Origin of the sequence: Nonomuraea sp. NPDC050022 (assembly GCF_044460705.1) — a bacterium.
Taxonomy (GTDB): Bacteria; Actinomycetota; Actinomycetes; order Streptosporangiales; family Streptosporangiaceae; genus Nonomuraea.
Map to the genome: position 1 here is coordinate 1 of NZ_JBITKE010000021.1, position 24094 is coordinate 24094.

General features: G+C 71.1%; 23 protein-coding genes. 8 read left to right on the top strand and 15 right to left on the bottom strand.

The genetic code is table 11. The features are described 5' to 3' along the window. The coding region (locus ACIBO2_RS54860; RefSeq protein ID WP_397305023.1) for a universal stress protein at positions 1–525 on the top strand (525 nt) is incomplete at its 5' end. Positions 526–719: 194 nt separating this feature from the next. On the opposite strand, the gene ACIBO2_RS54865 is transcribed toward ACIBO2_RS54860, so the two are convergent. From ACIBO2_RS54865 to ACIBO2_RS54905, 9 genes are all read right to left on the bottom strand, one after another. Continuing rightward, positions 720–3287 carry a heavy metal translocating P-type ATPase gene (locus tag ACIBO2_RS54865; protein ID WP_358541378.1) on the bottom strand — a complete coding sequence of 856 codons (2568 nt, stop codon included), beginning with the start codon at positions 3285–3287 and terminating at the stop codon, positions 720–722. Continuing rightward, the gene (locus ACIBO2_RS54870) at positions 3284–3499 is read right to left on the bottom strand and encodes a DUF2933 domain-containing protein (RefSeq protein ID WP_358541375.1); all 216 of its coding nucleotides are present in this window, start codon (positions 3497–3499) and stop codon (positions 3284–3286) included. Before ACIBO2_RS54870 ends, ACIBO2_RS54865 begins: the two co-directional genes overlap by 4 nt. A gap of 297 nt (positions 3500–3796) precedes the next feature. Next, on the bottom strand, positions 3797–4753 hold the full coding sequence (locus ACIBO2_RS54875) for a zinc-binding dehydrogenase (protein WP_358541372.1): 957 nt from the start codon (positions 4751–4753) through the stop codon (positions 3797–3799). Next, positions 4753–5631 (bottom strand): alpha/beta fold hydrolase, encoded by an 879-nt coding sequence (locus ACIBO2_RS54880; RefSeq protein ID WP_358541369.1) that lies wholly within the window; start codon positions 5629–5631, stop codon positions 4753–4755. Before ACIBO2_RS54880 ends, ACIBO2_RS54875 begins: the two co-directional genes overlap by 1 nt. An 8-nt stretch (positions 5632–5639) precedes the next feature. Further along, complete coding sequence (locus ACIBO2_RS54885; RefSeq protein ID WP_358541367.1) at positions 5640–5774, bottom strand: hypothetical protein; 135 nt, start codon at positions 5772–5774, stop codon at positions 5640–5642. Between the two features lie 2 nt (positions 5775–5776). Continuing rightward, on the bottom strand, positions 5777–6634 hold the full coding sequence (locus ACIBO2_RS54890; RefSeq protein ID WP_358541364.1) for an alpha/beta hydrolase: 858 nt from the start codon (positions 6632–6634) through the stop codon (positions 5777–5779). A gap of 14 nt (positions 6635–6648) precedes the next feature. Next, positions 6649–7959 (bottom strand): hypothetical protein, encoded by a 1311-nt coding sequence (locus ACIBO2_RS54895; protein ID WP_358541361.1) that lies wholly within the window; start codon positions 7957–7959, stop codon positions 6649–6651. Then, the gene (locus tag ACIBO2_RS54900) at positions 7956–8900 is read right to left on the bottom strand and encodes a hypothetical protein (RefSeq protein WP_358541358.1); all 945 of its coding nucleotides are present in this window, start codon (positions 8898–8900) and stop codon (positions 7956–7958) included. Before ACIBO2_RS54900 ends, ACIBO2_RS54895 begins: the two co-directional genes overlap by 4 nt. After that, positions 8900–10186, bottom strand: a complete 1287-nt coding sequence (locus ACIBO2_RS54905; protein ID WP_397305025.1) for a Rieske 2Fe-2S domain-containing protein — start codon at positions 10184–10186, stop codon at positions 8900–8902. Before ACIBO2_RS54905 ends, ACIBO2_RS54900 begins: the two co-directional genes overlap by 1 nt. Before the next feature lie 248 nt (positions 10187–10434). On the opposite strand from ACIBO2_RS54905, the gene ACIBO2_RS54910 reads away from it, so the two are divergent. Together ACIBO2_RS54910 and ACIBO2_RS54915 are read left to right on the top strand one after the other, a co-directional pair. Beyond that, positions 10435–11406, top strand: coding sequence for an NAD(P)/FAD-dependent oxidoreductase (locus ACIBO2_RS54910; RefSeq protein WP_397305026.1), 972 nt, complete (start codon positions 10435–10437; stop codon positions 11404–11406). 33 nt (positions 11407–11439) lie between these two features. Next, positions 11440–11781, top strand: coding sequence for a ferredoxin family protein (locus tag ACIBO2_RS54915; RefSeq protein WP_357952134.1), 342 nt, complete (start codon positions 11440–11442; stop codon positions 11779–11781). 80 nt (positions 11782–11861) lie between these two features. On the opposite strand, the gene ACIBO2_RS54920 is transcribed toward ACIBO2_RS54915, so the two are convergent. From ACIBO2_RS54920 to ACIBO2_RS54935, 4 genes are all read right to left on the bottom strand, one after another. After that, entirely contained in the window at positions 11862–12644 is a 783-nt protein-coding gene (locus ACIBO2_RS54920) for an enoyl-CoA hydratase/isomerase family protein (RefSeq protein WP_397305027.1), read from the bottom strand. A gap of 70 nt (positions 12645–12714) precedes the next feature. Then, positions 12715–15066, bottom strand: coding sequence for a CoA transferase (locus ACIBO2_RS54925; protein ID WP_397305028.1), 2352 nt, complete (start codon positions 15064–15066; stop codon positions 12715–12717). Between the two features lie 202 nt (positions 15067–15268). After that, on the bottom strand, positions 15269–16852 hold the full coding sequence (locus tag ACIBO2_RS54930) for an AMP-binding protein (RefSeq protein ID WP_397305029.1): 1584 nt from the start codon (positions 16850–16852) through the stop codon (positions 15269–15271). 140 nt (positions 16853–16992) lie between these two features. Continuing rightward, positions 16993–17547, bottom strand: coding sequence for a TetR family transcriptional regulator (locus ACIBO2_RS54935; protein WP_397305030.1), 555 nt, complete (start codon positions 17545–17547; stop codon positions 16993–16995). Between the two features lie 156 nt (positions 17548–17703). Between ACIBO2_RS54935 and ACIBO2_RS54940 the strand changes: the two genes are divergently transcribed. After that, the gene (locus tag ACIBO2_RS54940) at positions 17704–18453 is read left to right on the top strand and encodes an SDR family NAD(P)-dependent oxidoreductase (protein ID WP_397305031.1); all 750 of its coding nucleotides are present in this window, start codon (positions 17704–17706) and stop codon (positions 18451–18453) included. 64 nt (positions 18454–18517) lie between these two features. On the opposite strand, the gene ACIBO2_RS54945 is transcribed toward ACIBO2_RS54940, so the two are convergent. Both ACIBO2_RS54945 and ACIBO2_RS54950 read right to left on the bottom strand, forming a co-directional pair. Continuing rightward, entirely contained in the window at positions 18518–19195 is a 678-nt protein-coding gene (locus ACIBO2_RS54945) for a GntR family transcriptional regulator (RefSeq protein ID WP_358541337.1), read from the bottom strand. An 82-nt stretch (positions 19196–19277) separates the two neighbouring features. Next, positions 19278–20570, bottom strand: a complete 1293-nt coding sequence (locus ACIBO2_RS54950) for an MFS transporter (RefSeq protein ID WP_397305032.1) — start codon at positions 20568–20570, stop codon at positions 19278–19280. 148 nt (positions 20571–20718) lie between these two features. Here ACIBO2_RS54950 and ACIBO2_RS54955 point away from each other — a divergent pair, with 148 nt between their 5' ends. The 4 genes from ACIBO2_RS54955 to ACIBO2_RS54970 all read left to right on the top strand — a co-directional run bounded on the left by ACIBO2_RS54955 (position 20719) and on the right by ACIBO2_RS54970 (position 24088). After that, a complete protein-coding gene (locus ACIBO2_RS54955) occupies positions 20719–21369 on the top strand; it encodes a GntR family transcriptional regulator (RefSeq protein WP_397305033.1) in 651 nt (216 codons plus the stop codon). Positions 21370–21441: 72 nt separating this feature from the next. Further along, positions 21442–22230 (top strand): PIG-L deacetylase family protein, encoded by a 789-nt coding sequence (locus ACIBO2_RS54960; RefSeq protein ID WP_397305034.1) that lies wholly within the window; start codon positions 21442–21444, stop codon positions 22228–22230. Beyond that, entirely contained in the window at positions 22227–22937 is a 711-nt protein-coding gene (locus ACIBO2_RS54965) for a 4-carboxy-4-hydroxy-2-oxoadipate aldolase/oxaloacetate decarboxylase (protein ID WP_397305035.1), read from the top strand. The genes ACIBO2_RS54960 and ACIBO2_RS54965 overlap by 4 nt, the downstream gene beginning before the upstream one ends. Continuing rightward, positions 22934–24088 carry a 4-oxalomesaconate tautomerase gene (locus tag ACIBO2_RS54970; protein ID WP_397305036.1) on the top strand — a complete coding sequence of 385 codons (1155 nt, stop codon included), beginning with the start codon at positions 22934–22936 and terminating at the stop codon, positions 24086–24088. The genes ACIBO2_RS54965 and ACIBO2_RS54970 overlap by 4 nt, the downstream gene beginning before the upstream one ends. Positions 24089–24094: the final 6 nt, after the last annotated feature.

A 24094-nucleotide genomic window follows, 5' to 3' on the forward strand; every position in this document is an offset into this window, starting at 1 on the left:
GCCGGAGCCGTCCTTGGCTCGGTCAGCATGAACGTCGCGGGCCAGGTGCCGGTTCCGGTGGTCGTCGTCCGGCCAAGGACCGCGGTGGCCCACGGTGAGATCGTCGTCGGTCTCGATGGCTCCCCTACCTGCGAACCCGCCCTGGCCTACGCCTTCCGGCAGGCCGAACTACGCGCAAGCACCTTGCGGGCGGTATACGCCTGGGCGCTGCCGTTCGCCCTGGCCGCCGGCTTCTCCTGCGACTTCGAAGCGTTGCGTGAGGCCCACCAGCACGTCGCCGACGAACAACTCGCGTCGTGGCGGGAGAGACACCCGCAGGTCAACGTGATCGCGGACGTGCGGTGCGCCCACCCCGTCAACGCGCTCGCCGCCGCCGGCGACCGGGCCGACCTGCTGGTCGTTGGCTCGCACGGCAGGAACGCGATCGAGTCGATCGTCCTCGGCTCGGTCAGCCGAGGCGTCTTGCACCACGCCCACTGCACGGTGACGGTGGTGCGCGCCAAGGACGCACCTACTACGGCATGACATCCGGCTCTCTCACCGCGCCAGGGAGGGCGGCAACAAGCCCAACAGCAGCGCCCCTTCCTCGGAATCGAACTCAACACCGACTTCCGCGCACTCGCCACAGCTCGCCTCCCGCCTACGGCACCGCGGCACCTGTTCGGAACCGAGGCGATGGGCGGCGGCGGGGCGCACCCGCGCGATCGGGCTTCCGGTTCTCATGCCCGGTGTTGCCGGTATCTCGGTTGGACCTGGAAGCGACCATCATCCCGCGAAACCGGCTCGGTGACAGCGGTGAACTCGGCTCCCGTTTCGACGGTGACGTGCTGATCGGGCGGGAGCGGCGGCGCCGGGGGCAACGCCGGCGGAGTCAAGCGGCGCAGCCGGTTGGCATTGCCCACCACTGACAGCGACGACAGTGCCATGGCGGCGGCAGCGAAGACCGGGCTGAGCCGAATACCGAGGAAGGGGTAGAGCACCCCCGCCGCGACCGGGATGCCGACCACGTTGTAGACGAACGCCAGGAACAGGTTCTGTCGGATGTTGCGCATCGTGGTCCGCGACAGCCGTACCGCGGTGACCACTCCGCCGAGCGCGCCGGAGATCAACGTGATGTCGGAGGCCTCGATCGCCACGTCGGTGCCGGTGCCGATGGCGAAGCCGACATCGGCCTGGGCCAGCGCGGGCGCGTCGTTGATGCCGTCGCCGACCATGCCGACCCTCGCCCCTTCTCCCTGCAGGCGGGCGATCTCGGCAGATTTGTGCGCGGGCAACACCTCGGCCAGCACTCGGGTGATGCCGACCTGGCGGGCGATGGCCTCGGCCGTCCGCCGGTTGTCCCCAGTGATCATCACCACCTGAAGTCCCAGCCGCTGCAGAGCCGCGACGGCCTGGCGGGAGTCGTCCTTGACGGTGTCGGCCACCGCGATCACCCCAGCGGGCTCGTCGTCCACGGCGACCATGATCGGGGTACGGCCCGCCCGGGCCAGGCGATCGGCCTCTTCCTCAAGCGCCGAGGTGTCGCCGAGCAGGCGCTTCCCGCCGACCAGCACACGACGCCCCTCGACGGTCGCCGCGATGCCCTGCCCGGTGACCGATTCGAACTCCGACGGCTCGGTGAGGATCAGGCCGCGCCCGGTCGCGCCCTCGACCACAGCCTGGCCCAGGGGGTGCTCGGAGGAACGTTCGGCACAGGCGGCCAGGCGTAGCACCTCATCGGCTGCCCAGTCACCGTACGGAACGACGTCCGTGAGCGCCGGCTTGCCACGTGTGATGGTGCCGGTCTTGTCCAGGACGATCGTGTCGAGCTTGCACGCGGTCTCCAGGGCTTCGGCGTCGCGGATCAGGATGCCGGACTGAGCCCCCTTGCCGGTGCCCACCATGATCGAAAGTGGGGTGGCCAGCCCAAGCGCGCACGGACAGGCGATGATCAGTACGGCTACCGCCGCCACCAATGCCAGCGACAACGCCGGAGCCGGTCCGGCGACGAACCACACGGCGAAAGTCACGATCGCGATAGCGATGACCACCGGGACGAAATAGCCGGACACCAGGTCGGCCAGCCGCTGGATCGGCGCACGGGAGGCTTGGGCAGCCTGGACGAGACGGATGATCTGAGCCAGCGCCGTCTCCGCGCCGACCTTCTCGGCCCTGAACGTGAACGATCCCGTCTGGTTCACCGTCGCGCCCACCACGTCATCGCCCGGGCCCTTGTCCACCGGGATCGACTCGCCGGTCACCATCGACTCATCCAGCGTCGAGCGCCCCTTCACGACGACCCCGTCGACCGGAACCTTCTCGCCCGGCCGTACGACCACCACATCGCCCGGCACGACGTCCGCGATGGGAATCTCGATCTCCGCGCCGTCGCGCTGAACCCGGGCAGTCCTGGCCTGCAGACCGATCAGCTTGCGGATCGCCTCGCCGGTGCCCGCCTTGGCCCGCACCTCCAGCAAACGGCCGAGCAGGATCAGCGTCAGGATGACCCCGACGGCCTCGTAATAGACGTCACGGACCCCCTCCGGTAGCGAGCCGGGCGCGACCGTGACCAACAGGCTGTAGCAGAAGGCGGCACTCGTACCCAGCGTGATCAGGCTGTTCATGTCCGCCGAGCGGTGCCGTAGAGCGAGCCAGCCCACGCGGTGGATCGGCCAGCCTGTATAGAACATCACTGGCGCGATCAGCGCGAGCTGCACCCAGCGGTTGAGCAGGAACTCCGGGATCCATCCCGCGCCGAAGAGCTCATGCGCCATGACGACGAACGCCACAGGCAGGGTCAGCACAGCCCCGACCAGGACCCGACGCGACAGGTCGGCGATCTCGGCACGCCGCTCCGTCGCCTCGACATCCTGTGACGGCAGTTCAGTCGACAAAGGTGCGGTACTCGCGGCGACATCGTGACCGCCGCCGGAGCCCGGTTCGACGATCAGGCGGCCGTGCACCATGTTCATCCCGCAGGCGAAGCCGTACTCCCCCGCATCGCCGGGCCGCAACTCCACTGTGGTCTTGGCGAAGGCAGGCAGCGCCCGGCTGACCCCGAAATCGGCGAACACCACCCTGGAGGTGCAGTCCCCGCTCTCTCTCCGGTTGAAGGTCAGCCGCACGGGGGTGCCCTGCCGTACCCGGATGATGTCCGGCGAGAAGCCGCCCCGCACGACGATCTCGATCTCCTGTACTCCGTCACGCAGCTCGGCCAGGCTGCTCTTCCTCGGCCCGAAGAAGTACCAGCCGAGGAAACCCAGCAAGGCCAGGGAGACGCCGATCACGACCCAGTCGGTGGCGGTCACGACCGCCCTGCCTTCTTGTGGTCCTCGCCCTGACGGTCATGCTGCGTGTCGCCGTCGTGGCCGCTCATGGATCGCATCATCATCAGCATCATGAGCGGGCAGCCCAGCAGGGCGACCACGAACAGGACCGTACTCGCCGGGGCGCCGGCCCAGACGGCCACGATCACGGCCACGGCGGCGACAGCCGCCAGGATCAGGTGCTGTTTCGTCATGATGACCTCCGCAGGTTGTCGTATGCATGCCGTTGGCGAATCGACCCCGTGTCCGTCATCACGAACACGAGGGGCACGAGGATGCCGAGAACGACGAGGGCGGGATCAACGAAATACCAGAGCACGTCGGTTTCCCTCCGTCCTTCTCTACTATGCTCTCGCTAGCATGCGACGGAGGCTTGGCCTGTGCTACAGCAGAACGTCCTGATGATAGGGGTCGAAAGTCCCACTAACGGAGTGCTACCGGCCGTAGTAGATGACCCTGAGACGACCTCCTCCCTGTCTGTACGGAGTGCGCTAAGCCCCCGCGCCGAACTCCACCACGGCACGGCCGCGCAACCTGCCCTCGCGCAGCAGTTCCAGAGCCTTCGCGATCTCGGACAGGTCGAACCGCTCGACCTCCACGCTGAGCTCCCCCGCGGCCAGGCGCTCGATCAGCGCCGGGGCCACCTCGCGAGCGCGCCGCTCATGCCGGACCATGTTCACCGGAAGCAGCGCCACGTCGTCGAGCAGCCAGGACGGCAGATCGACGGTGACGGAGGCCCCCAGTACGTAGCCGATCACGACGGCCCGGCCGCCGGGACGGACCCAGCGCGAGCGCTCGACCAGTGCGCTCCCACCGAGCGTGTCGACCAGCAGGGACGCCGAGCGCGCCGCCGCCAGCTCCGCGACCGCCTCGGCGTCGTCGGTGACCACCCCGCGGATCCCCTCGGGCACCTGGCCGAGCTGGTCGGCCCGGCCGACCACCCCGGTCACCGTGGCTCCGGCCAGCCGGGCCTGCTGGGCCACCATGGCGCCGACCGCGCCGGCCGCGCCGGTCACGATGACCTCCTCGCCCGGCTCCAGGCGGGCGACGTCGTTCAGGGCGACGTACGCCGTGGTGGTCGGTACGAAGAACGACGCCGCGACCTCCGGGGGCAGCGGCGACGCCAGCGGGGTGACGGCCTTGGGAGAGACGCTGAGGCGTTCGCGCCAGCAGCCGTCGCGCAGCAGGCCGAGCGCGCCACCGCGAAGGAGCACCTGCGTGCCCGGAGCCAGGGTGTCGGACTCCAGGACCACGCCGGCGGCCTCGACGCCGCCCACGTACGGAAGCGGGGGCTTCATACCGAAAGACCCGCCGGCGACGGTCAGGTCCAGATGCCCCAGCGCCGCCGCCCGTACCTCGACCAGCACCTCTCCGGGCTTGCGTACGGGCTCGGACAGCTCCTCCACGACCGGCGCGGCGCCCCACTCGTGGAAGCGGGCCGCGCGCATCAGCCGCGTCCCTTGCCGGAGAAGCCCGCCGCCGAGCTCTTGGCCAGGAAGGCCAGGCTGAGCGGGTTGTAGCGGGCGGCCTGCTCGTGCTGCGGCCAGTGGCCGCACTCCTCGAACAGCTCCAGCTCCGAGCCCGCGATGGCCTCGTGCATGGCGGTGGCCTCCGGCACGTCGCCGAAGGGGTTCTTGCGCCCCCAGACGATCAGCGTGGGCTGGGTGATCTTGGCCAGGTCGTCGCGGCGAAGGATGTTGCGCAGGCGGGTGTCCATGTCCTGCAGGCATAGCAGATTGTCGAGGTTGTCGACGAACTCGGGCTCATGGTAGATGGCGTGGCGCACCTCCACCAGCTCTTCGGTGGCGTCGGCCGGGTCGGCCATCAGCAGCCGCAGCCGCTTGCGGGTCAGCTCCACGTCATCGCTGACCACGGCCTCGCGGGTGCTCGTCCGGATCCGCTTCATGACCTCGGGGTTGGCCACGGTCCCGCCCGCGCAGAGCAGCTGCAGGCTGGCCACGCGGTCGGGGTGGTCGATCGCGGTGCGCCCGCCGACCCAGCCGCCCAGCGACTCCCCCACGATGTGGGCGCGCTCGATGCCGACCGCGTCGAAGTAGGCCAGCAGGTGGTCGACATAGCGCGGGATCTCATAGGCGTAGTCGGGCTTGCCCGTGTAGCCGTGGCCCAGCATGTCGATGGCGTGACACTCGTAGTCCGCCGCGTGCGCGGGCAGGTTGCGGGTGAACGCCTCAAGGTGGCCGCTGGTCCCGTGCAGGAACACCACGGGCTCGCCCGACCCGGCCCGGAGGCTGCGGGTCCGCACTCCTGCGGCGTCCACGTACGAGACGCTCAGGCTCAGGGGGCTCAGTTCGGTCCAGATACTCATCGTCACCTTCAGCGGTCGAGAGCGGGCTTGTCTTGGTTGATGCGGTGCACCTGGGTGTTGCTGCGGGCCGCGAGCAGGCGGCCCAGGATCGCGGCCAGCGCGACGACCGGCACGGCGATCAGCAGCTTCTTCGATCTGGACATGCTCATCTCCATGGGTCCTTGAGGGAGTTCAGGAACCCGGTGACCACCGCGTGGTAGGCGCCCGGTCGTTCCTCCTGCAGGTGGTGCGAGGCGTGGTCCATGATGTGCAGGTTCCCGCGTGGCACCATGCGGGCGAGCATGAGCGGATAGTCGGGCGTGAGGAAGGCGTCCTGCATGCCCCAGATGAACAGCGCGGGCGCCTGGATCTGGCCCAGTTCGGCGGTGAGGTCCTGCCATTCGCCACGGGGCGAGTCCGACATGGCGGCCAGCTCCCGCTCACCGGGGTCCAGGCTCTGCTCGTAGCGCAGGTCCAGGGTGGTCTCGGGCAACTTGTCGCCGTCGTACCACTCCAGCCGGGTGATGAGGTCGCGCATCTTCTGCCGCGTCGGCCCCTCGCCGCCGTAATAGGCGTCCCGGGCGGCGCGACCCCGGCGGCCGTTCTCGGGCAGCGGCGCGAGCGGGCCGTAGAACACCGGCATGCTGCCGGTGATGACCAGGGAACGCACCCTTTCGGGGTAGCGGGCGGCCAGGCACAGCGCGATGGTGCCGCCCCAGGAGTTGCAGACGAAGTCGGCCTGCTCCACGCCCAGCGTGTCCATGAGCGCGACGGTCTTGGCCGCGTGGAAGTCCCACATCGGGCCGGTGATGAGGCACTTCTCCGACTTGCCGTACTGCAGGATGTCGACGATCAGGCAGCGGCGGTCGGCGGCGAACAGTGGCGCCACCGGGCCGAAGTCGCTCCACCCGGTGCAGCCGGGGCCGCCACCGTGCAGGAAGATCGTGTCCGCCCCCGAGCCCAGGTCGAGGTAGTGGTATTTGACGCCGTCGGCGTCGGCGTACGAACCGGCGGGGGGTTCCATATCGCCTCCTTTAGTCATTTGGTCTCGTCGATCTCGGCCCGGGTCCGCGTGGTGGTGTCGACGGCCACCCGTAGGAGCAGCTCGCACAGGCGGCGCATGGCTCTGACGTCGACGGTGTTCATCCCTCGGGCGAAATCGACGTCGAAGTCGGTGGAGGCGACCTTCGGCATGCCCACCCGGGCGGTCGGGATACCCCGCGCGCGCAGGATGTTGGCGTCGGTCGCGCCGCTGTTGCCGTCGATGGGCTCGTGCGGGCGCCCGGCCACGCTCTCCCAAGCGCGAACGGCACTGCGAATGACCCAGTCCTCCGGCGGCGTACGCGTCCCGGGGATGGCCAGCACCATCTCGACCGTCAGCTCCACGCCCAGCTCGGCCGACAGCCCGCGGACGTACTCCGCGAGCTCCCGCTTGGCCGCCGGCGGCGTCGTGCCGGGCGCGATCCGCAGGTCGAGGCGGATGCGGCAGGCCGCGGGCGTGACCGCCGGCATGCGCTCCCAGCCGCCGGCGATCGAGCCGATGATCCCCTGAGGCGCGGCCGTCGCGGTGCGGTGCCGCTCGGGATAGGCCGCCAGCCACCCTTCCAGGCGCGTCACCACCTTGGCGGCGGTCACGATCGGATTGTGGTACGGCAGGCGGTGCCGGCTGCCGGCGTAGGTGTGGATCCCCGGTACGACGATCTCGAACCAGCACAGACCGACCTCTTCGTGCGCGACGAAGTCGCCCGGTTTGGCGATCACGGCGTAGTCGGGCTGCCAGCCGCGTTCGAGCAGGAAGGAGCAGCCGGCGCCCTGCCCGGTGTTCAGGCGGCCGGTGCCGTCGATGGCGTTGGTCGGCATGCCGCCCGCCCCGAAGGCGACCAGCAGGTCTCCGGCGGTCCGCACGCCCACCGAGGCCAGGGCCTCGCCCACCATGAGGACGCACGCCGCGTGGCCCTTGGGGTTGCTCGCGCCGAGGCCGGTGACGTAGGGGCCGTCGCACTGTGCCTCGGCCCGCATGTCGGGGCGCAGCCCGGGGCCGATCCACGGTACGTCCTCGTCCGGGTCGCCGGTGGTCAGGGTGTCGATCGGGGCGTACAGCATGAGGTCGGCGCCCGTACCGTCGCCCCTCAACCGGCCGATCGCGTTGGCCTGGCCGTCGTCGATGCGCTGCAGGTGCGACTCCAGGCCCGCGGCGGCGAGCCGTTCGGCCAGCCGCCGGGCCAGCGGCTCCTCCCCTCCGGTGGGGCTGGCGATGGAGGTGACCTCCACCGCGGTCTTGCGCAGCCTGGCCTCGGTGATCGTGGCGAGGGCCTGGGCCACTATCCGCTCGCGCTCGTCCTCGTTCATATCGATCGGGTGGGCTCGATGATGGCCACCCCCATGCCGGTCAGCCATTCCGGCATCGGCGCGTAGGTCAGCGTCCGGCCGGGTGCGAAGCCCAGCGCCGCCGCCATGGTCAACCAGGTACGCAGCTCCTGGCCACCGTTGCCGGCCACCGCCTCGATCTCCGCCGTTGACAGATTCGCGTAGCGCGCCAGCTCGCCCTTCTCCAGCGCGGCGAGGAACTCCTCGTCGAACTCGGGGAAGATGGTCGGCCGGGCGGCGGTGATGATCTGCCGCCTGCGCGCGTCGTACCGCTGCCAGTCGCCCCTGCCCTCGCGCCAGGCCTCGACCAGGAACTCCTCGTCCTCTCCTTCGGGGTCCTGCCAGCGGCTCGGCCACGGGAGCCGGTGCGACAGGCCGCCCGAGGCGATGACGGCGACCCGCAGCTCGTCCGGCAGCGCCGCCACCGCTGCGGCGATGTTGCGCCCCAGCTCGACGCAGCGCCGCATGAGCGGCAGCGGAGTGGCGAACACGTTGACCACCAGCGGGATCACCGGCACGTCGAGGTCACGCAGGAGGTACTGGATCGCGTGGCTCTGGCCGTGGTCGATCTGCAGCTTCGCCGAGATCGCCACCTCGGTACCCGCCGCCACCAGGGATTCGGCGACGGCCTGGGCGACGGCGGGGTTGGTGCGCTGGGGTCCGGACGGCGTCCCTGCCTCTCCGGAAGAGACGACCTGGTCCACCCCGAGGGTGAAGGCGGGGATCAGGTCCAGCCAGAAGCCCCGGAAGTGGTTCGAGCCGATGATGATCGCCACGTCGGGGCGGGCTGCGGCGAGGGCGTCGCGGGCCGTGCCGAGCGCGTCGCGGAAGCGTTCGGCGTCGTCTTTGTGCTCGACCTGGTCCCAGTGCGTGTTCATGAGCGTGGAGTGGGACGCGCCCACGCCCAGGACGATCCTGGCCATCAGCCGGCCTGCTTCGGCGGCCGGACGTCCTGTTTCGAAGACTGGGCGCCCTGCTTCGGAGGCTGGGGGTCGTCGACGGCGAGCCCGGAGGCGCGCAGCCGTTCGATGCGCTCCTCCGTGACGTCCTCGGCGAGCTTGCGCCACTGCAGGAGCGAGTCGTCGGGACGATAGAGCCGTTCCGGCGGCGCGTCGGTCACCTCGACCATCCATTTGTCCTGGCCGGAGAACTGGCCGTGGAAGAGCCAGCGGACGGCGCCGAGATACTTGGCGTAGAAGGGCAGCGTCTTGACGCCCTTCTCGAAGTTGGCCATCGCGCCGACATAGAGATGGTTGTCGGCGTCGACCGGCACGTAGAACTCGTAGTGAATGAAGGTCGGGTAGACGATGCGCAGCACGCCCGGCATGCTCACCGAGGCGAAGCCGGGGAAGTCCTCGGCGGCGATGGCCGGGTTCACCTTGCGGTGGCTGCCCGTGTTGCCGATGTTGGCGACCTGCTTCGGCGGCTTGAGCTTGAACCACGCCTGGTTGTTCCACCGGCCGAGGCCCGGGAAGTCGGCGTCCCAGTGCTGGGCCTCCTGCACCCGGTAGATCCAGCGGCCGCGGCGTTCGATCCGCGTCTCGTTCCACACCGGCATGGCCTTGAACAGCCGCCACAACGCGGTGCGGTGCAGGTACTTCGCGTGCCCCTCGTCATAGCCGTTCTCGCAGGCGAAGCGCCAGTTCCCCTCGCGCGCCTGGATGCGCGCGCCGATCACGGCGGGGTTGTCACGCAGCTCCTCGGGGAGCTGGTCGTCGATGGGCGGCGCGTCCTCGCCGTTCCCCACGAAGATCCACACCATGCCGAGGCGTTCCTCGACCTCGTAGGTGGGCTGGGTCACCTTCCCGCAGATCGGCGACTGCGGTCCGTCGGTGATCGCCGCCTTCAGATCGCCGGTCTCCAGGTCGAAGGTCCAGCCGTGGTACGCGCACGAGATCGTGCCGGGGAACTGCTGGTTGCCGTAGCTCAGCGGCACGCCCCGGTGCGGGCACCGGTCCTTGAGCGCGTACGCCTTGCCGCCGTCACGGATGACGACGATGCGCTCGCCGAGCAGAGTGATCGCCTTGGGCTTTCCCGTGATGTGCGAGGAGAACGCCACCGGATACCAGTAGCCGCGAAACCCGCTGTCGGCACCCTGGTAGTGGGGCCAGCTCGACCAGTCCTGGCGTCCGGGCAGCTTGCCCCGTCGTGACGGCCGGCGTCTGGCGACACCCCCGCTCGCAGCCGGCGCACCCGCCTCTGCACTCATTCTCGCCTCCGCTTCCCATGGCTTGTCGGGTGGCCGGTAGAGGCGCTCAGACGCGCCGCTCGACCACGACAGGCAGTTCACCACCGGCGCGGCCGGGCGGCCCAGCGGATCATCCCGCCCAGCGGACCGTGTCCCACTGAGCGAGCCGCGTTCCGGTCAGCGGTCCGCGACCTGCGAGGTCCCGTCGCCGGGGTGTGTAGCTTCCGTGGCTTGACAGGCGACTACCGGAGGACCCAGGTGGAATCAGCATGATCCAGACCGACATCGTGATCATCGGAGCGGGGCCGACCGGCCTCTACGGGGCCTACTGCGCGGGCTTCCGCGGCTTGCGGTCCGTGGTCGTGGACGCGTTGCCTCAGGTCGGCGGGCAGATTTCGGCGCTGTACCCGGAGAAGGAAGTACGGGACGTGGCCGGCATCCCCGGCATACTCGGGCGCTCGCTGGTGGACGCGCTGACGGCCCAGGCGGCGGCCTACGACCCGGTCTACCTGCTGGGCAGGCAGGCCGTCGAGCTGCGCCGCGACGAGAGCGGGCGACCCGTGGTGGTCCTGTCCGACGGCACGGCCGTACACGCGCAGGCCGTCATCCTCACCTCGGGCATCGGGACGTTCACCCCGCGTCCGCTGCCGGCCGGCGAGGAATGGCTCGGCCGGGGGCTGACGTACTTCGTGCCGGACCCGTCGGAACACGCCGGTCGCGATGTCGTCGTCGTGGGCGGCGGGGACAGCGCGGTCGACTGGTCGCTCGCCCTCGCGCCCCTGGCCAGGTCGGTCACCCTGGTGCATCGCCGGGCCGCGTTCCGCGCGCACGCCGCGGGCGTCGAGGCCGCCCGGGTCGCGGGGGTACGCATCGTGGTCGACAGCCAGGTGGTCTCCCTGTCCGGCGGCGAGCGGGTCGAGAAGGCGCACCTGCGTACGCGGGGCGAGGGGGACCGGGCACTGCCCGCGGACTCCGTCATCGCGGCCCTCGGATTCATCAGCGACCTCGGCCCGCTCGCGGACTGGGACCTGGAACTGCGCGGCAGATCCGTCCTGGTGGACCAGCGCATGCGAACGAACCTGCCCCGCGTGTACGCGGCCGGCGACCTCACCGAGCACGCGGGCAAGGTCCGCCTGATGTCGGTGGGCTTCGGCGAGGTGGCCACCGCGGTGAACAACGCCGCCGTCGAGCTCGACCCCGCACTGGGCCTCTTCCCCGGCCACTCCACGGACGCCGCCTGACCCCGTACCTCACCCAGAAGACAGGAGAGATCCATGAGCTATGTCATCGGCCCGGCCTGCATCGACGTCAACGATCGCGCGTGCGTGGACGTATGCCCCGTCGACTGCATCTACGTCGGCGACCGCAAGAGCTACATCAACGCCGCCGAGTGCATCGACTGCGGGGCCTGCGAGCCGGAGTGCCCGGTTGAGGCGATCTTCGTCGACCGTACGGCGCGCGGCGACGAGACGCGCACGCTCTTCCTTCAGGACGCCAAGGACTTCTTCACCGAGGTGCTGGCCGGCCGCGACGAGCCGCTCGGCAACCCGGGAGGCGCCCGCAAGGTCGGCGACCTCAACACCGACACCGCGCTGGTGACCGGCTACGACGGCTGAAAACCGCGGATGTCCGGAGTGAGCACTTCGGACATCCGCGGTCGTCAGCATCCGGCGTCAGCTCGGATGCTCCGCGATCGTCAGCGTCCGGTGAACCGGGGCGGGCGCTTGTCCAGGAACGCCTGGAGTCCTTCCGCGGCGTCGTCGGTGTGGATCAGCTCCATGACCGCCTCGCGCTCCACTTCGAGCGCCTCTTCGATCGGCAGGCCGTACCCGGCGTCCACGACGTGCTTGAGCAGGCCGATCGTCCCGGTCGGCTTGGCCGCCAGGCTCTCGGCGTGCTCGGCCACCACCCGGTCGAAGTCCTGGTCGTCGGCCACCACGTCGACCAGCCCCAGGCCGAGCGCTTCGCCCGCAGACAGGCGCTTACCGTCGATCATCAGCCGCTTGGCCCGGTGCGGACCGAGCAGGCGCGGCAGGCGCTGGCTGCCGCCCGCCCCCGGGAACAGCCCCAGGTTCATCTCGGGGAAGCCGATCGTCGCCGAGGCCGCCAAGATGCGCAGGTCACAGGCGAGGGACAGCTCGGCGCCGCCGCCCAGGGCGTGACCGTTCATCGCCGCGATCACCGGCTTGGGCGCCAGTTCGAGCAGGCGCTGCACCTCGATCCAGCGGCGCATCTTCACGTGGTTGGCCGTCGAGAGGTCCCGCATCACGGCGATGTCCGCCCCCGCCACGAAGAAGCGGCCGGTGCCGCGGATGACGAGGCAGCGGACCGTGACGTCCTTGGCCAGCTCGGGGATGATCTCCAAGAACTCCTCGATCATCGCGGGGTCGACGGCGTTGGCGGGCGGTCGGTCGATGACGATGGTGGCCGTCCCTCCGTCGCGCCGTACGTCCAGGACCGGCCGGTTCGGCTGGTTCATCGAGACTCCTGAGTGTCGAGACCCCGGGCTTCAGCCGCGGGGAGAAGGTCGTGGGTCAAGGGGGCGGGTGTCATTCCAGGACGCCGGCGTCGCGTAGCCGGGCGAGCTCTTCCTCGTCCATGCCGAGCAGCTCCTTCAGCACCGCGTCGGTGTGCTCGCCCAGCAGTGGCGCCGGTGCCGTGAGCGCTCCGGGAGTGTCGGACATGCGGATCACGATGCCCTCATGCCGGACCGGACCTGCGATCGGGTGATCCAGCACCGGGTAGAAGCCGCGCGCGGCCAGGTGCTCGTCGGCCTCCACCAGGTCCCGCCCGGTGGCGACGACGGCGGCGGCTATGCCCAGCCCCTGCAGCTCGGCCGCCAGTGACGCGCCGTCGTGTCGCGAGCACCAGACCGCCAGGGCGTCGTCGATCTCGTCCTCGCGCCCGCGCCGCTCCTCCAGCCCGGCAGACGCCAGCGCGGCCAGTTCCGGCGCTCCGGTGTGCTCGGCGAGGCGCCGCCATTCCTCGTCCCCGCGTACGGCCAGCGCGAGCCAGCGATCGTCTCCGCTGGTCGGGTAGACACCGTGCGGCACCATCCGCGGATGCCGATTGGGCCGCACCACGGCACGCGGGTCCCTGGACTCGGCTTCGGTGCGCGAGTCCCCGAGCTCGGCTTCGAGTACGGCCGGTCCCATCGACGCGGCCATCGCCTCCAGCTGGGAGAGATCCACATGACCCGCCCGACCGGCCGCGATCATGTCGAGCACGGCCAGGACGGCCGAGTTGGCGGCCACCATGTCCCCCAGCCCGAACGTCAGCCCCTGCGGGCCTTCCCCGGGATCGGCGGTCTCGCTGGTGAGCCCGGACATGGCGGCGAGCGTGTCGGCGAAGGTCACCGTGTCCCGCCACGGCCCGCTCTGCCCGACCCCGGCCATCGATACCAGGATGACGCCGGGGTTCAGCTCCGCCATCTGGTCGTAGGACAGCCCCCACTTGGCGAGCACGCCGGGGCTGAAGTTCTCGATGACCACGTCGCACTCGGCGACGAGCCGCCGCAGCACCTCGCGGCCCGGCTCGGTACGCAGGTTGAGCGCGACGCCGCGCTTGCCCCGATTGAAGTTGATGAAGTAGCCGCTGTCGTCGAACCCAGCGTCGGGGCGCAGCCTCATCGACGGGGCGAAACGCGTGGGATCCTGCCGGTGCCGAGATTCGATCTTGATGATGTCCGCGCCGTGCTCCGCCAGCGTCTTGGTCGCGTACGGGCCGGCGAGCACCCAGGTCAGGTCCAGAACACGGACCCCCGCCAGCGGGCGCCCGGTGCCCGTCGCCGCCCGGCGGCCTCGGGGGTGCGCGGTCCGCCAGGGGGCCTCGACGGGGGCGGGAAGCGGCTCGGTGAGGCGTACCGGGCGCGGTGGCTCCACGGCGGGGAAGGGGAACCCCACGTCCGTGACACCGTCCGCCGGTAGGCCCTCGCCCAGGATGCGGGCGAAGAAGCCGCGCGCGACCAGCTGGGAGTTGGCGGGCAGGCGCGCGGCCGTGGCGACCTCCGCCCACGGCAGCGCCCGCGCGCGTCCTTCCTCGGCCACCGACGCGGCGGAGCGTTTCGCCACGAACCTGGCCACGATCTCGTCCACGTGCTCACGGCCCCGCCAGCGGAAGACGGGATCGGACCACTTCTCCTCGGTCAGGTCCGCCGCCTCGCCCGACTCCGCCATCCAGGCGAGCAGATCCGTCCACATACGGTCACTGCCGGAGTATCCGCCCGCGACATGACCGTCCGCGGCACGGAAGACGCGGTGCGCCACGTGCTCGTACACCCCGCCATTGCGGGAGGGGTACCGGCCGGCGTGGATCCAGGAGATGGCGGCCGTCTCCAGCGTGGCGGCCACCGCCTCCTGCACGGAGACGTCGATGAGCTGCCCCCGCCCGGTACGGTCGCGGGCGATGACACCGAGCAGCGCCGCGATGGCCGCGTGCGCGCCCGCGAGCTGGGTGGCCTGCTCGCGGGGCGGCGGCTTGGGCTGCCCGCCGGGCTGCCCGCCCAGCCAGCCCATGCCACCGGCGGCCGCGGCCACGAGATCGTCGGCTCGCCAGGCGCTTCGAGGGCCGCTCGTACCGAACGGCGTGACCACGACATGGACGGCCCGCGGCCAGCGCGACGACACCGCGCCGGATCCCGCGCGCACGCCCGCGAGCTCTTCGAGCGGGCCGCTCTCGATCACCACGTCCGCCTGCTCCACGAGCCCGTCGAGCACCTCGGCGCTCTCGGGTACGCCCACGACCCGCTTGCCCGCGTGCCAGTGCAGGGTCTCCGCGCGCGACAGCGCCGCGGCGGCCGGACGTTCGACGCGTACGACGTCGGCCCCGAGCCCCACCAGCAGCCTCGCCCCGTTGAAGGCCAGCTCGTCGGTGAGGTCCAGAACCCGCAACCTGTCCGGCACACCCGCTCCTCTCAGCGGCACGTATTGACGGCTCGAACGTAGAGCGCGGAATCGCCGGGACGCGACCATCCCGGTCTGTCCAGCGGTCCGGCCGACCATGCGGTCTGTCCAGCGATCCGCGCGGTCAGGCGACCCCGCGCCGACATCCGACACGTCCAGCGGTCCCCGCGTCGGCGTTCCACCCGTCCGGCAGTACGCCCGGTCAGGCGATCTCCGCGCCGGAGTCCCACGCGTCCGGCGGCACTCCGTCGCCGCGCAGCTCACCCTTGACGACCTTCGTGGCGGCGTTGCGCGGCAGGTCGTCGAGTACGCGCACGTATCGCGGGACGGCGTGGCGCGGGAGCCGGTCGAGGCACCAGGCGTACACCTCCGGCGCGCGGACGACGGCTCCGGGCGCGGCGCTCACCGCCACCAGCACCTCCTCCTCGGTCAACTCGGAGGGCACACCCACCGCGGCCACGTCGAGGACGCCCGGCATCGCGGCCACCACCTGCTCCACGTCCCAGGTCGCGATGTTCTCGCCGCGCCGCCTGATGACGTCGGCGCGGCGGCCGGCGAAATAGAGGAAGCCGTCGTCATCGAGCCGGCCACGGTCCCCGGTCGTGAACCAGCCGTCGCGCAGGACCTTCCCGGTGGCGGCGTCGTCGCCGGCGTACCCGCTGAAGATGATCGACCCCGTTCTGGGCCGCGCGGTGATCTGCCCGACCTGTCCCGCCGGAAGCGGCCGGCCGTCCTCGTCCCTGATCACCACCTCGTACTCCGGGACGGGCCGGCCGGCTGAGCCCGGCCGCCGGACACTGGCCGTGCTCACCGCCACGTCGGCGAGTTCGGTGCACGCGTACGCCTCCAGCAGCGGCACGCCGAACCGGTCCTGGAAACGCCTCGTCAGGGCTTCCGGCGCCGGTCCCCCATAGGCGCGGCGCACTTGGTGCAGACGGTCGGACTCGGTAGCCGGAGCCCGTTCGAGGATGGCCGCAACGGCGCCCATGAAGTTGAACGCCGTGACCCTCTCCCGTCGGCAGATGTCCCAGAACCGGGAGGCGGAGAAGCGCGAGTGGGCCACCAGCGTGGCACCGGAGATCAACGCGGGCAGCAACCCCGCGTGCCTGACGTTGATGTGGTTCCAGGGGAACACGTTGAACAGCACGTCCCCCTCCTCGTACCCCATGGCCCAGGCCACCCGCCGGGCCTGCCGGACGCCGGCGAAATGCGGCAGCAGCGCACCCTTGGCCCGGCCGGTGGTGCCCGAGGTCGCCATGACGGCGGCCGGATCCGCCGGTCCCGGACGCCACTCCGGCAGGCGGCGCGGATCGGCGAGCAGGTCGCCCATGTCCACCGACCCCGCCAGCTCGGCCCGCTCCCGCTCGGTCACGAGCACCACGCGCTCCATCTCCACGGCCAGGGCGACGAGATCGGGATTGTCACGTACGGCGTCCGTCCCGGCGATGAGCACGCGCGCCCCCGTGGCCCCGGTGAGGTGCCGAGCCGTGGGAAGCCGGACGTCCAGCGCCAGCGGCACCTCGACGGCACCGAGCCTGGCCAGGGCGAACATCACCTCGACCAACCGCGGACCAGGACGCAGGCAGGTGACGACCCGATCGCCAGGAGACACCAGACCCGCGAGCCCGCGCGCGACTGCGGTGGCCCGCGCCCGGCACTCCTCGACGCGGAGCGACGTGCCATCCTCGAACCGCACGAGCTCCGCCTCCGGTGCGACGGCCGCGCGACGCTCCAGCACGTCGAGCATCGTCTCGGGCGAGGCCGTGACATCATCCGCGTTTTCCATGGTCCCCCTCACGATCGGCACTATGTGAGGATGTCCCATGCCTCATCCCGGGGACGACAGCGGGTGGAGGTTTCAGGGGCGGGCCTCTTATAGTCATCAGTTGAGGTCGTGGATTTCCGGCGGACCTAAAGAGCGGGCGGTCAGGCGTCCAGCCCCTTGCGTAACAACGCCCACGCCCGTGCGGCGGCGACTCGCCGGGCAGGTGCCGGCCGCTGGACGAGGGCCGCCGCGAGCATGCCGACGGCCATGACCAGGTCCTCAGGGGTGAGGTCCGGACGGATCCGCCCAGCGCGCTGAGCTTCGGCGAGCTTGTCCGTCAGCAGGTCCGCCACGCGGTCGCGCACCGCGATGAGGCGGAGGTCCGCGGGGGGCACGCGCACCATGTCGATGAACGCGGTCGAGGCGATGGCCTGCTCGGTGATCAGGGCCAGTACGTCGTCGAGCGTGGCGCCCGGTTCGGCGGCCAGCGCCTCCAGCGCGGTCACCCCCTCCTCGAACACGGCGAGCGCGAGGCTGACGCGATCGGGGAAGTGCCGGTAGAGGCTGCCTTGGCCGACGCCGGCCGTGCGGGCGACCATGCTGAGCGGCGCGTCGTAGCCCGCGGTGGCGAACACGTCGCGGGCCGCCGCGATCAGCGCCGCGCGGTTCCCGGCCGCGGCGCCGGGTCCTCTGTTCATCCGGCGTACGTCAGGCATGGCAGCAACGATAGCAACCGGACATCAGAGTCCGATTGCTCGACTCCGTGCATCCGACCCTCTCGACACACGTCAGGCCCAACGGTTACGTTGTCACCGGACACGATTGTCCGGTTATGGCCTGCCACCGCTTGCCTTATCGAAAGGACCTTCTCTTTGAGCACCTTTGACAACAAGGTCGCCCTGGTCACCGGAGCGGGCTCCGGGATCGGCCGGGCCATGGCGGTCGCCTTCGCCAAGGCCGGCGCCCGCGTCGTGGCCTGCGACATCGACTCCGGCAGCGCCGAGCGGACCGCCGCCGACCTCGGTGACGCGGCGATCGGCGTGGCGGCCGACATCTCCGACGAGGCCTCGGTGACCGCGCTGGTCGAGACCGCGATCAGCGCGTACGGGCACATCGACGTGCTGTGCAACAACGCCGGGATCATGGACACCATGGCGTTGCCCGCCGACATCCCGCTCTCACTGTGGGAGCGGGTGCTGCGCGTCAACCTGACCGGCACGTTCCTGGTCACGCACGCGGTGCTGCCGTACATGCTGAGCCAGAACAGTGGCGCGATCGTCAACACCGCCTCCGAGGCCGGCATCCGCGGCGGCACGGCCGGGGCCGCCTACACCGCCTCCAAGCATGGCGTGGTCGGCCTGACCAAGAGCGTGGCCTGGGCGTACGCCAAGAGCGGCATCCGCTGCAACGCCATCCTGCCCGGCCCCACCATGACCGGCATCGCCACGAACACCACCTTCGACCCGGCCGGCGCCGCCCGCCTCGCCCCCGTGCTCGCCCTCGGCGAGAACATGGCCCAGCCGGAGCAGATGGCCGACGCCGCCCTCTTCCTCGCCTCCGACGCGGCCTCGTTCATCAACGGCGCGATCGTCCCGGTGGACGGCGGCTGGTCGGCCGGCTGAGCGAGCGCCGGTCAGGACGTCTTCGGGTCCCGGCTGGCGAGGGGCAGCCAGGTCGGCGTGCGGGTCAGAAGGCGGGTTGTGGGCGCGGGCGCTCGCTCAGCGTCGTGCGAATCCGGCTGCAGGAGCCGTCGAGATGGGCGGTGAGCGCGGCCAGCGCGGCGTCGACGTCGCCCGAGCGGACGACGTCCCTCAGGACGACGTGATCGTCGGCGACGCCGGCCAGGTCCCGGTCGGTGTTGGTGATCTCCATCACCGCCGCGAACAGCGGCCGGTGCAGCGCCCAGGTGGCGGCAAGCCAGCGGTTGCCGCCGAGCGTGTAGAACCCGCTGTGGAAGTCGAGGTCGGCGGCGGCGAACTTGGCGGGATCGGCGGGATCGGCCGCGATCCGCATCTGGTCGAGAGCCTCGTCGATCTGCCCCCAGTCGGCGGTCTCCAGGCGGACGATCGTCTCCTGGATGGCCAGGCTCTCCAGGGCACCGCGCAGCGAGTAAAGCTCCAGGAGGTCCTTGTCGGACAGCCCACGGACGAAGACGCCCCGCTTGCGCGTCTCGACCAGCCCTTCGATCTCCAGCTGGCGCAGCGCGTCGCGGACCGGCCCGCGGCTCACCCCGAAGCGCTCCGCGATCCTGCCTTCGACCAGATGCGTGCCCACACCCAGCTCGCCGCGCACGATGAGCGAGCGGAGCTGGACGAGCAGCTGATCTCCGAGCGGGGGATTGCGCAACGGATTGATGATCGTCACCGGCTCTCCTCCCATGTTGTCCACCCGGACGGAGACTATCGTTGCTTGCCGTAGACGGTAAATGTTACCCGTTAACGGTTAACTATTCCCGGCCGCTCAGCGTGATCATGATCGCGCCGAAGACCGCGGTGACGGCGAACACGGTGAACCCCCAGCTCTGCGCGTGGTTGGCCAGCAGGACACCGCCGAGCCAGGGTCCGAAGACCGCGCCGAAGCGGCCCATCCCGGCGGTCCAGCCCAGGGCCGTGGCCCGGCTCTCCGTGGGGAAGCGTCCGGCGACCGCCGCGTACACCATCGTCTGGGCGCTGAACAGCCATACGCCGGTGAGGAAGACGACGACGTACGTGAGCGGCAGCGGCATGCGGACGCCCAGCAGGAAGGTGCCGACGGCGGTGAGCGCGAACCAGAGAGCGGAGACGCGGGTGGCACCGAAGCGGTCGGCGATCCGGCCCGCGACGAGCATGCCCACGATGCCGCCGAGGTTGATGACGAGCAGGAAGCCGAGCGCGGAGCCCAGTTCGTAGCCGTTGGCCCGCATCATGGTCGGCAGCCAGGTGTTCACGCCGTAGACCAGCAGCAGGCCTCCGAAGGAGGCGAGCCAGAACAGCAAGGTCGGCAGCCACAGGGAGTTCTGGAACAGGCCGCGCAGGGCGGCCCACCGGTCGGCGGGGGTGGCCGGGGCGTCGCCGCTCGCGGGGAACTCGGCCAGGTCGACGCCGTGCCGGCGGGCCAGCGTCTCGGCTTCGTCGCGGCGCCCGCGGGCCACCAGGAAGCCCAGCGACTCGGGGAGGAAGCGCGCCACGAGCGGCACCGCGAGGACCAGCGGTACGACTCCCACCCAGTACAACGAGCGCCAGCCGAAGGGGGCCACCAGCCACAGGCTCAGCGCGGAGGCCAGGATGCCGCCCGCGTGGTGGGCGGTCATGAGCAGGCCGATCATGAGGTTGCCGCGGCCACGCGGGGCGTACTCGACGACCATCGCGATCGCGATCGGCAGCAGGCCGCCGAGGCCGAGTCCGGCCAGGAGACGGCCGAAGCCGAACACCCCGAGCGACGGCGCGACGGCGCAGACGCCCGACGCGATCGAGAACAGCGCGCAGCATCCGGCGATGACCTTCTTGCGGCCCGCCCAGTCGGTGACGGTGCCCGCCGCGAGCGCGCCGACGAGCATCCCGAAGGTGGCGTAGCTGCCGATCTCGCCGCCCTTCGCGGGGGTCAGTCCCAGGGTGGGGTCGTCGAGCATCTTGGGCAGTACGGCGCCGTACATGAACATGTCGAGCCCGTCGAAGAGCACGACCATCCAGCACAAACCGATCACCAGGGCGACGAGCCTGGTGGGCCGCCCCGAGGCGACGGCCGGTGGTGTTGAGGACATCTGGTTCCTCTCGGAGGTTCCCGGGGGGGTAGGAGTGCCGCCGACCGTAACTCGCGACAATCCTGTTGGCAATATGGCTAACAAGATTGTTGACAATTTTGTCGCCCTAGATTTAGCCTCATCAAGCACTCACAGAGAAGGGCGAGCGATGCCGTACGAAGACGGCCCGATCAGCGGCGAACAGGCGAAACTGCGCGCTCTGGCGGCGTTGCGCGAGGCCATCACGCGGGGGGACATGGCGCCCGCCCAGCGCCTGGTCGAGCACGAGCTCGCGGAGCGGTTCGGCGTGACCCGGGGCGGCATCCGGGCCGCGCTGATCGACCTGACCGCCGAGGGGCTGGTCGAGCGCATCCCCAACCGGGGTGCCCGGGTCCGGGTGGTCACCCTTGAGGAGGCGGTCGCCATCACCGAGTGCCGGATGGTCCTGGAGGGGCTGTGCGCGGCCAAGGCGGCGGCGCAGGCCACCGAGGAGCAGCTGGCCGAGCTCGCGGCCATGGGCGAGGCGATGGCCAAGGCGGTCGCCGACGGCGAGCCGCTGACGTACTCGGCGCTCAACCACGAGCTGCACACCTACATCCGCGACATCTCCGGGCAGCAGGTGGCGGTCGAGTTGCTGGAACGGCTCAACGCCCAGCTGGTCCGGCATCGCTTCCAGCTGGCCCTGCGTCCCGGCCGGCCGCAGAAGTCCCTCAACGAGCACCTGGCGCTGATCGAGGCGATCCGCGCCCACGACCCGGCGGCGGCCCAGGATGCCGCGCACGCCCACCTGGCCAGCGTCATCGCGGCCCTGCGCGAATAGCGCCGTCCGGCAGCGCGAAGCCGGCCGGGCCGGCAGGGCCCGCGGCCGACCCCTACCCCGAGGAGAGCGATCATGACCGACGACGCGAGCCCGGCGGCCGCGGCGCAGTCCACGCCGGCAGCGCAGTCCACGCTGACGGCGCAGTCCATGCTGGTGGTCAGCGCGCATGCCGGCGACTTCGTCTGGCGGGCGGGCGGGGCGATCGCCCTGGCCGCCGCGCGGGGCGAGAAGGTGACCATCGTGTGCCTGTCCTTCGGCGAACGCGGTGAGTCCGCGAAAGCCTGGCGCGAGGGCAGATCCCTCGAAGAGATCAAGCGGCTGCGGCGAGCCGAGGCCGAGCAGGCCGCCGCGACCCTGGGGGCGGACATCCGGTTCCTGGACGCCGGTGACTACCCGCTGCGGGAGACGCCCGAGCTCACGGACGAGCTCGTACGCCTCTACCGGGAGGTGACGCCGACCGTGGTGCTCACGCACCCGCTGGAGGATCCGTACAACGGCGACCACCCCACGGCGGCCCGGATGGCGCTGCAGGCCCGGATCCTGGCGCAGGCGATCGGCTATCCGGGGCCGGGTGAGCCGCTCGGCGCGCCGCCGGTGTTCTTCTTCGAGCCCCACCAGCCGGAGATGTGCGGTTTCACCCCGCAGGTGCTGCTCGACATCACCGAGGTCTTCGAGACCAAGCGCAAGGCGATGGAGTGCCTTCCCGCCCAGCGGCATCTGTGGGACTACTACACCGACCTGGCCACGCGCCGGGGTGTGCAGCTCAAGCGCAACGCCGGTCCGAATCTGGGACTGCCCCACACCACGTACGGCGAGGCGTACATGCGCCCCTTCCCCCAGGTGACGGGGGTCCTGGCATGACCGGTGTGATCGTCACCGACCCGCCCAGGGCCGACGCCGCCGACGTGGCCGCGCTGGCGCGCTTCGGCGTGGCCACCGTGCACGAGGCCCTGGGCCGTACGGGGAGCCTCGGTCCCGGGCTGCGGCCCATCCAGCAGGGCGTACGCGTCGGCGGCACGGCGGTCACCGTCCTGTGCTGGCCCGGCGACAACCTCATGATCCACGCGGCGGTCGAGCAGTGCCGCGAGGGCGACCTGCTGGTGGTAACGACGACCTCGCCGTCCACCGACGGGCTGTTCGGGGAGCTGTTCGCCACGGCGCTGCGGCGGCGCGGCGTGCGCGGGCTGGTGATCGACGCCGGTGTACGGGACACCGCGGAGCTGCGCGCGATGGGGTTCCCGGTCTGGTCGGCGGCCGTCTGCGCGCAGGGCACGGTCAAGGCCAGCGCGGGGTCGGTCAACGTGCCCGTGGTGGTCGGCGGCCAGGTGATCAGGCCCGGCGACGCGATACTCGCCGACGACGACGGGGTGCTGCGCGTCCCCCGTGACCTCGTCGCCACGGCTGTGAAGGCGGCGGCGGCGCGGACGGCGAAGGAGGAGGCCACGCGGGCGGCCTTCGCCGAGGGCGAGCTCGGCCTCGACCGGTACGGCCTGCGCGAGACGCTGTCCCGGCTGGGCGTGCGCTACGTGACGGCCGAGGAGTACGGACGCGAGGAGGCGGCCACATGACCTCCGGCGGCCTGCGGTGCGCGCTGATGCGCGGCGGCACCTCCAAGGGCGCCTATTTCCTCGCCGAGGACCTGCCCGCGGACCGGGCGGCCCGCGACGACCTGCTGCTGCGCGTCATGGGCAGCCCCGACCCGCGCCAGATCGACGGCCTGGGCGGCGCGCACCCGCTGACCAGCAAGGTGGCCGTCGTCGCCCGCTCCGGCGACGACGCCGCCGACGTCGACTACCTCTTCCTGCAGACGGGTGTCGAGACCGCCGAGGTATCCGACCGGCAGAACTGCGGCAACCTCCTCGCCGGGGTGGGCCCGTTCGCCGTCGAGCGCGGGCTGGTCCCGGCCGGCGACGGCGAGACCACCGTGCGGATCCGGATGCTCAACACCGGGGAGCTGGCCGCGGCGACCTTCCCGAGCCCGGGCCGGGTGGTGAGCTACGAGGGTTCGACGGAGATCTCCGGCGTGCCGGGCACCGCCGCCGCCATCGTGATCGAGTTCACCGGCGGAACCGGCGACCGGCCGCTGCTGCCGACCGGCCGCGCCCGCGACGAGGTGGCCGGCGTCGAGGTGACATGCGTGGACAACGGCATGCCGGTGGTCCTCGCGCGGGCGGCCGACCTCGGCATCACGGGATACGAGAGCCCGGCCGCACTGGAGGGCGACGCCGCGCTCGCCGCCGGGCTACGCGAGATACGCCTCGCGGCGGGGAAGCTGATGGGCCTCGGCGACGTACGCGACACGACCGTGCCCAAACTGACCCTGCTCGCGCCGCCCCGCGACGGCGGCGCCGTCTGCACCCGGACGTTCATCCCGGTCCGCTGCCACACCGCCATCGGCGTGCTCGGCGCCGCGAGCGTCGCCGCCGGGCTGCTGCTCGCCGACGGCATCGGCCACGACCTGGCCGTACTCGCCGGTACCGGAGATCGGTTGAGCGCCGAGCATCCGCTCGCCGGTACCGGAGATCGGTTGAGCGCCGAGCATCCGCTCGCCGGTGCCGGGGACCGGGTGCGCATCGAGCATCCGACGGGGTTCCTCGACGTCGAGACCGTCGTCGAGCAGGGGCCGTCCGGCTCCCCCTACGCGGTACGCACGGCCGTCGTCCGCACCGCCCGCAAAATCTTCGACGGCACGGTCCACCCACGCCCGTCCGACTCCTAGAGAGGC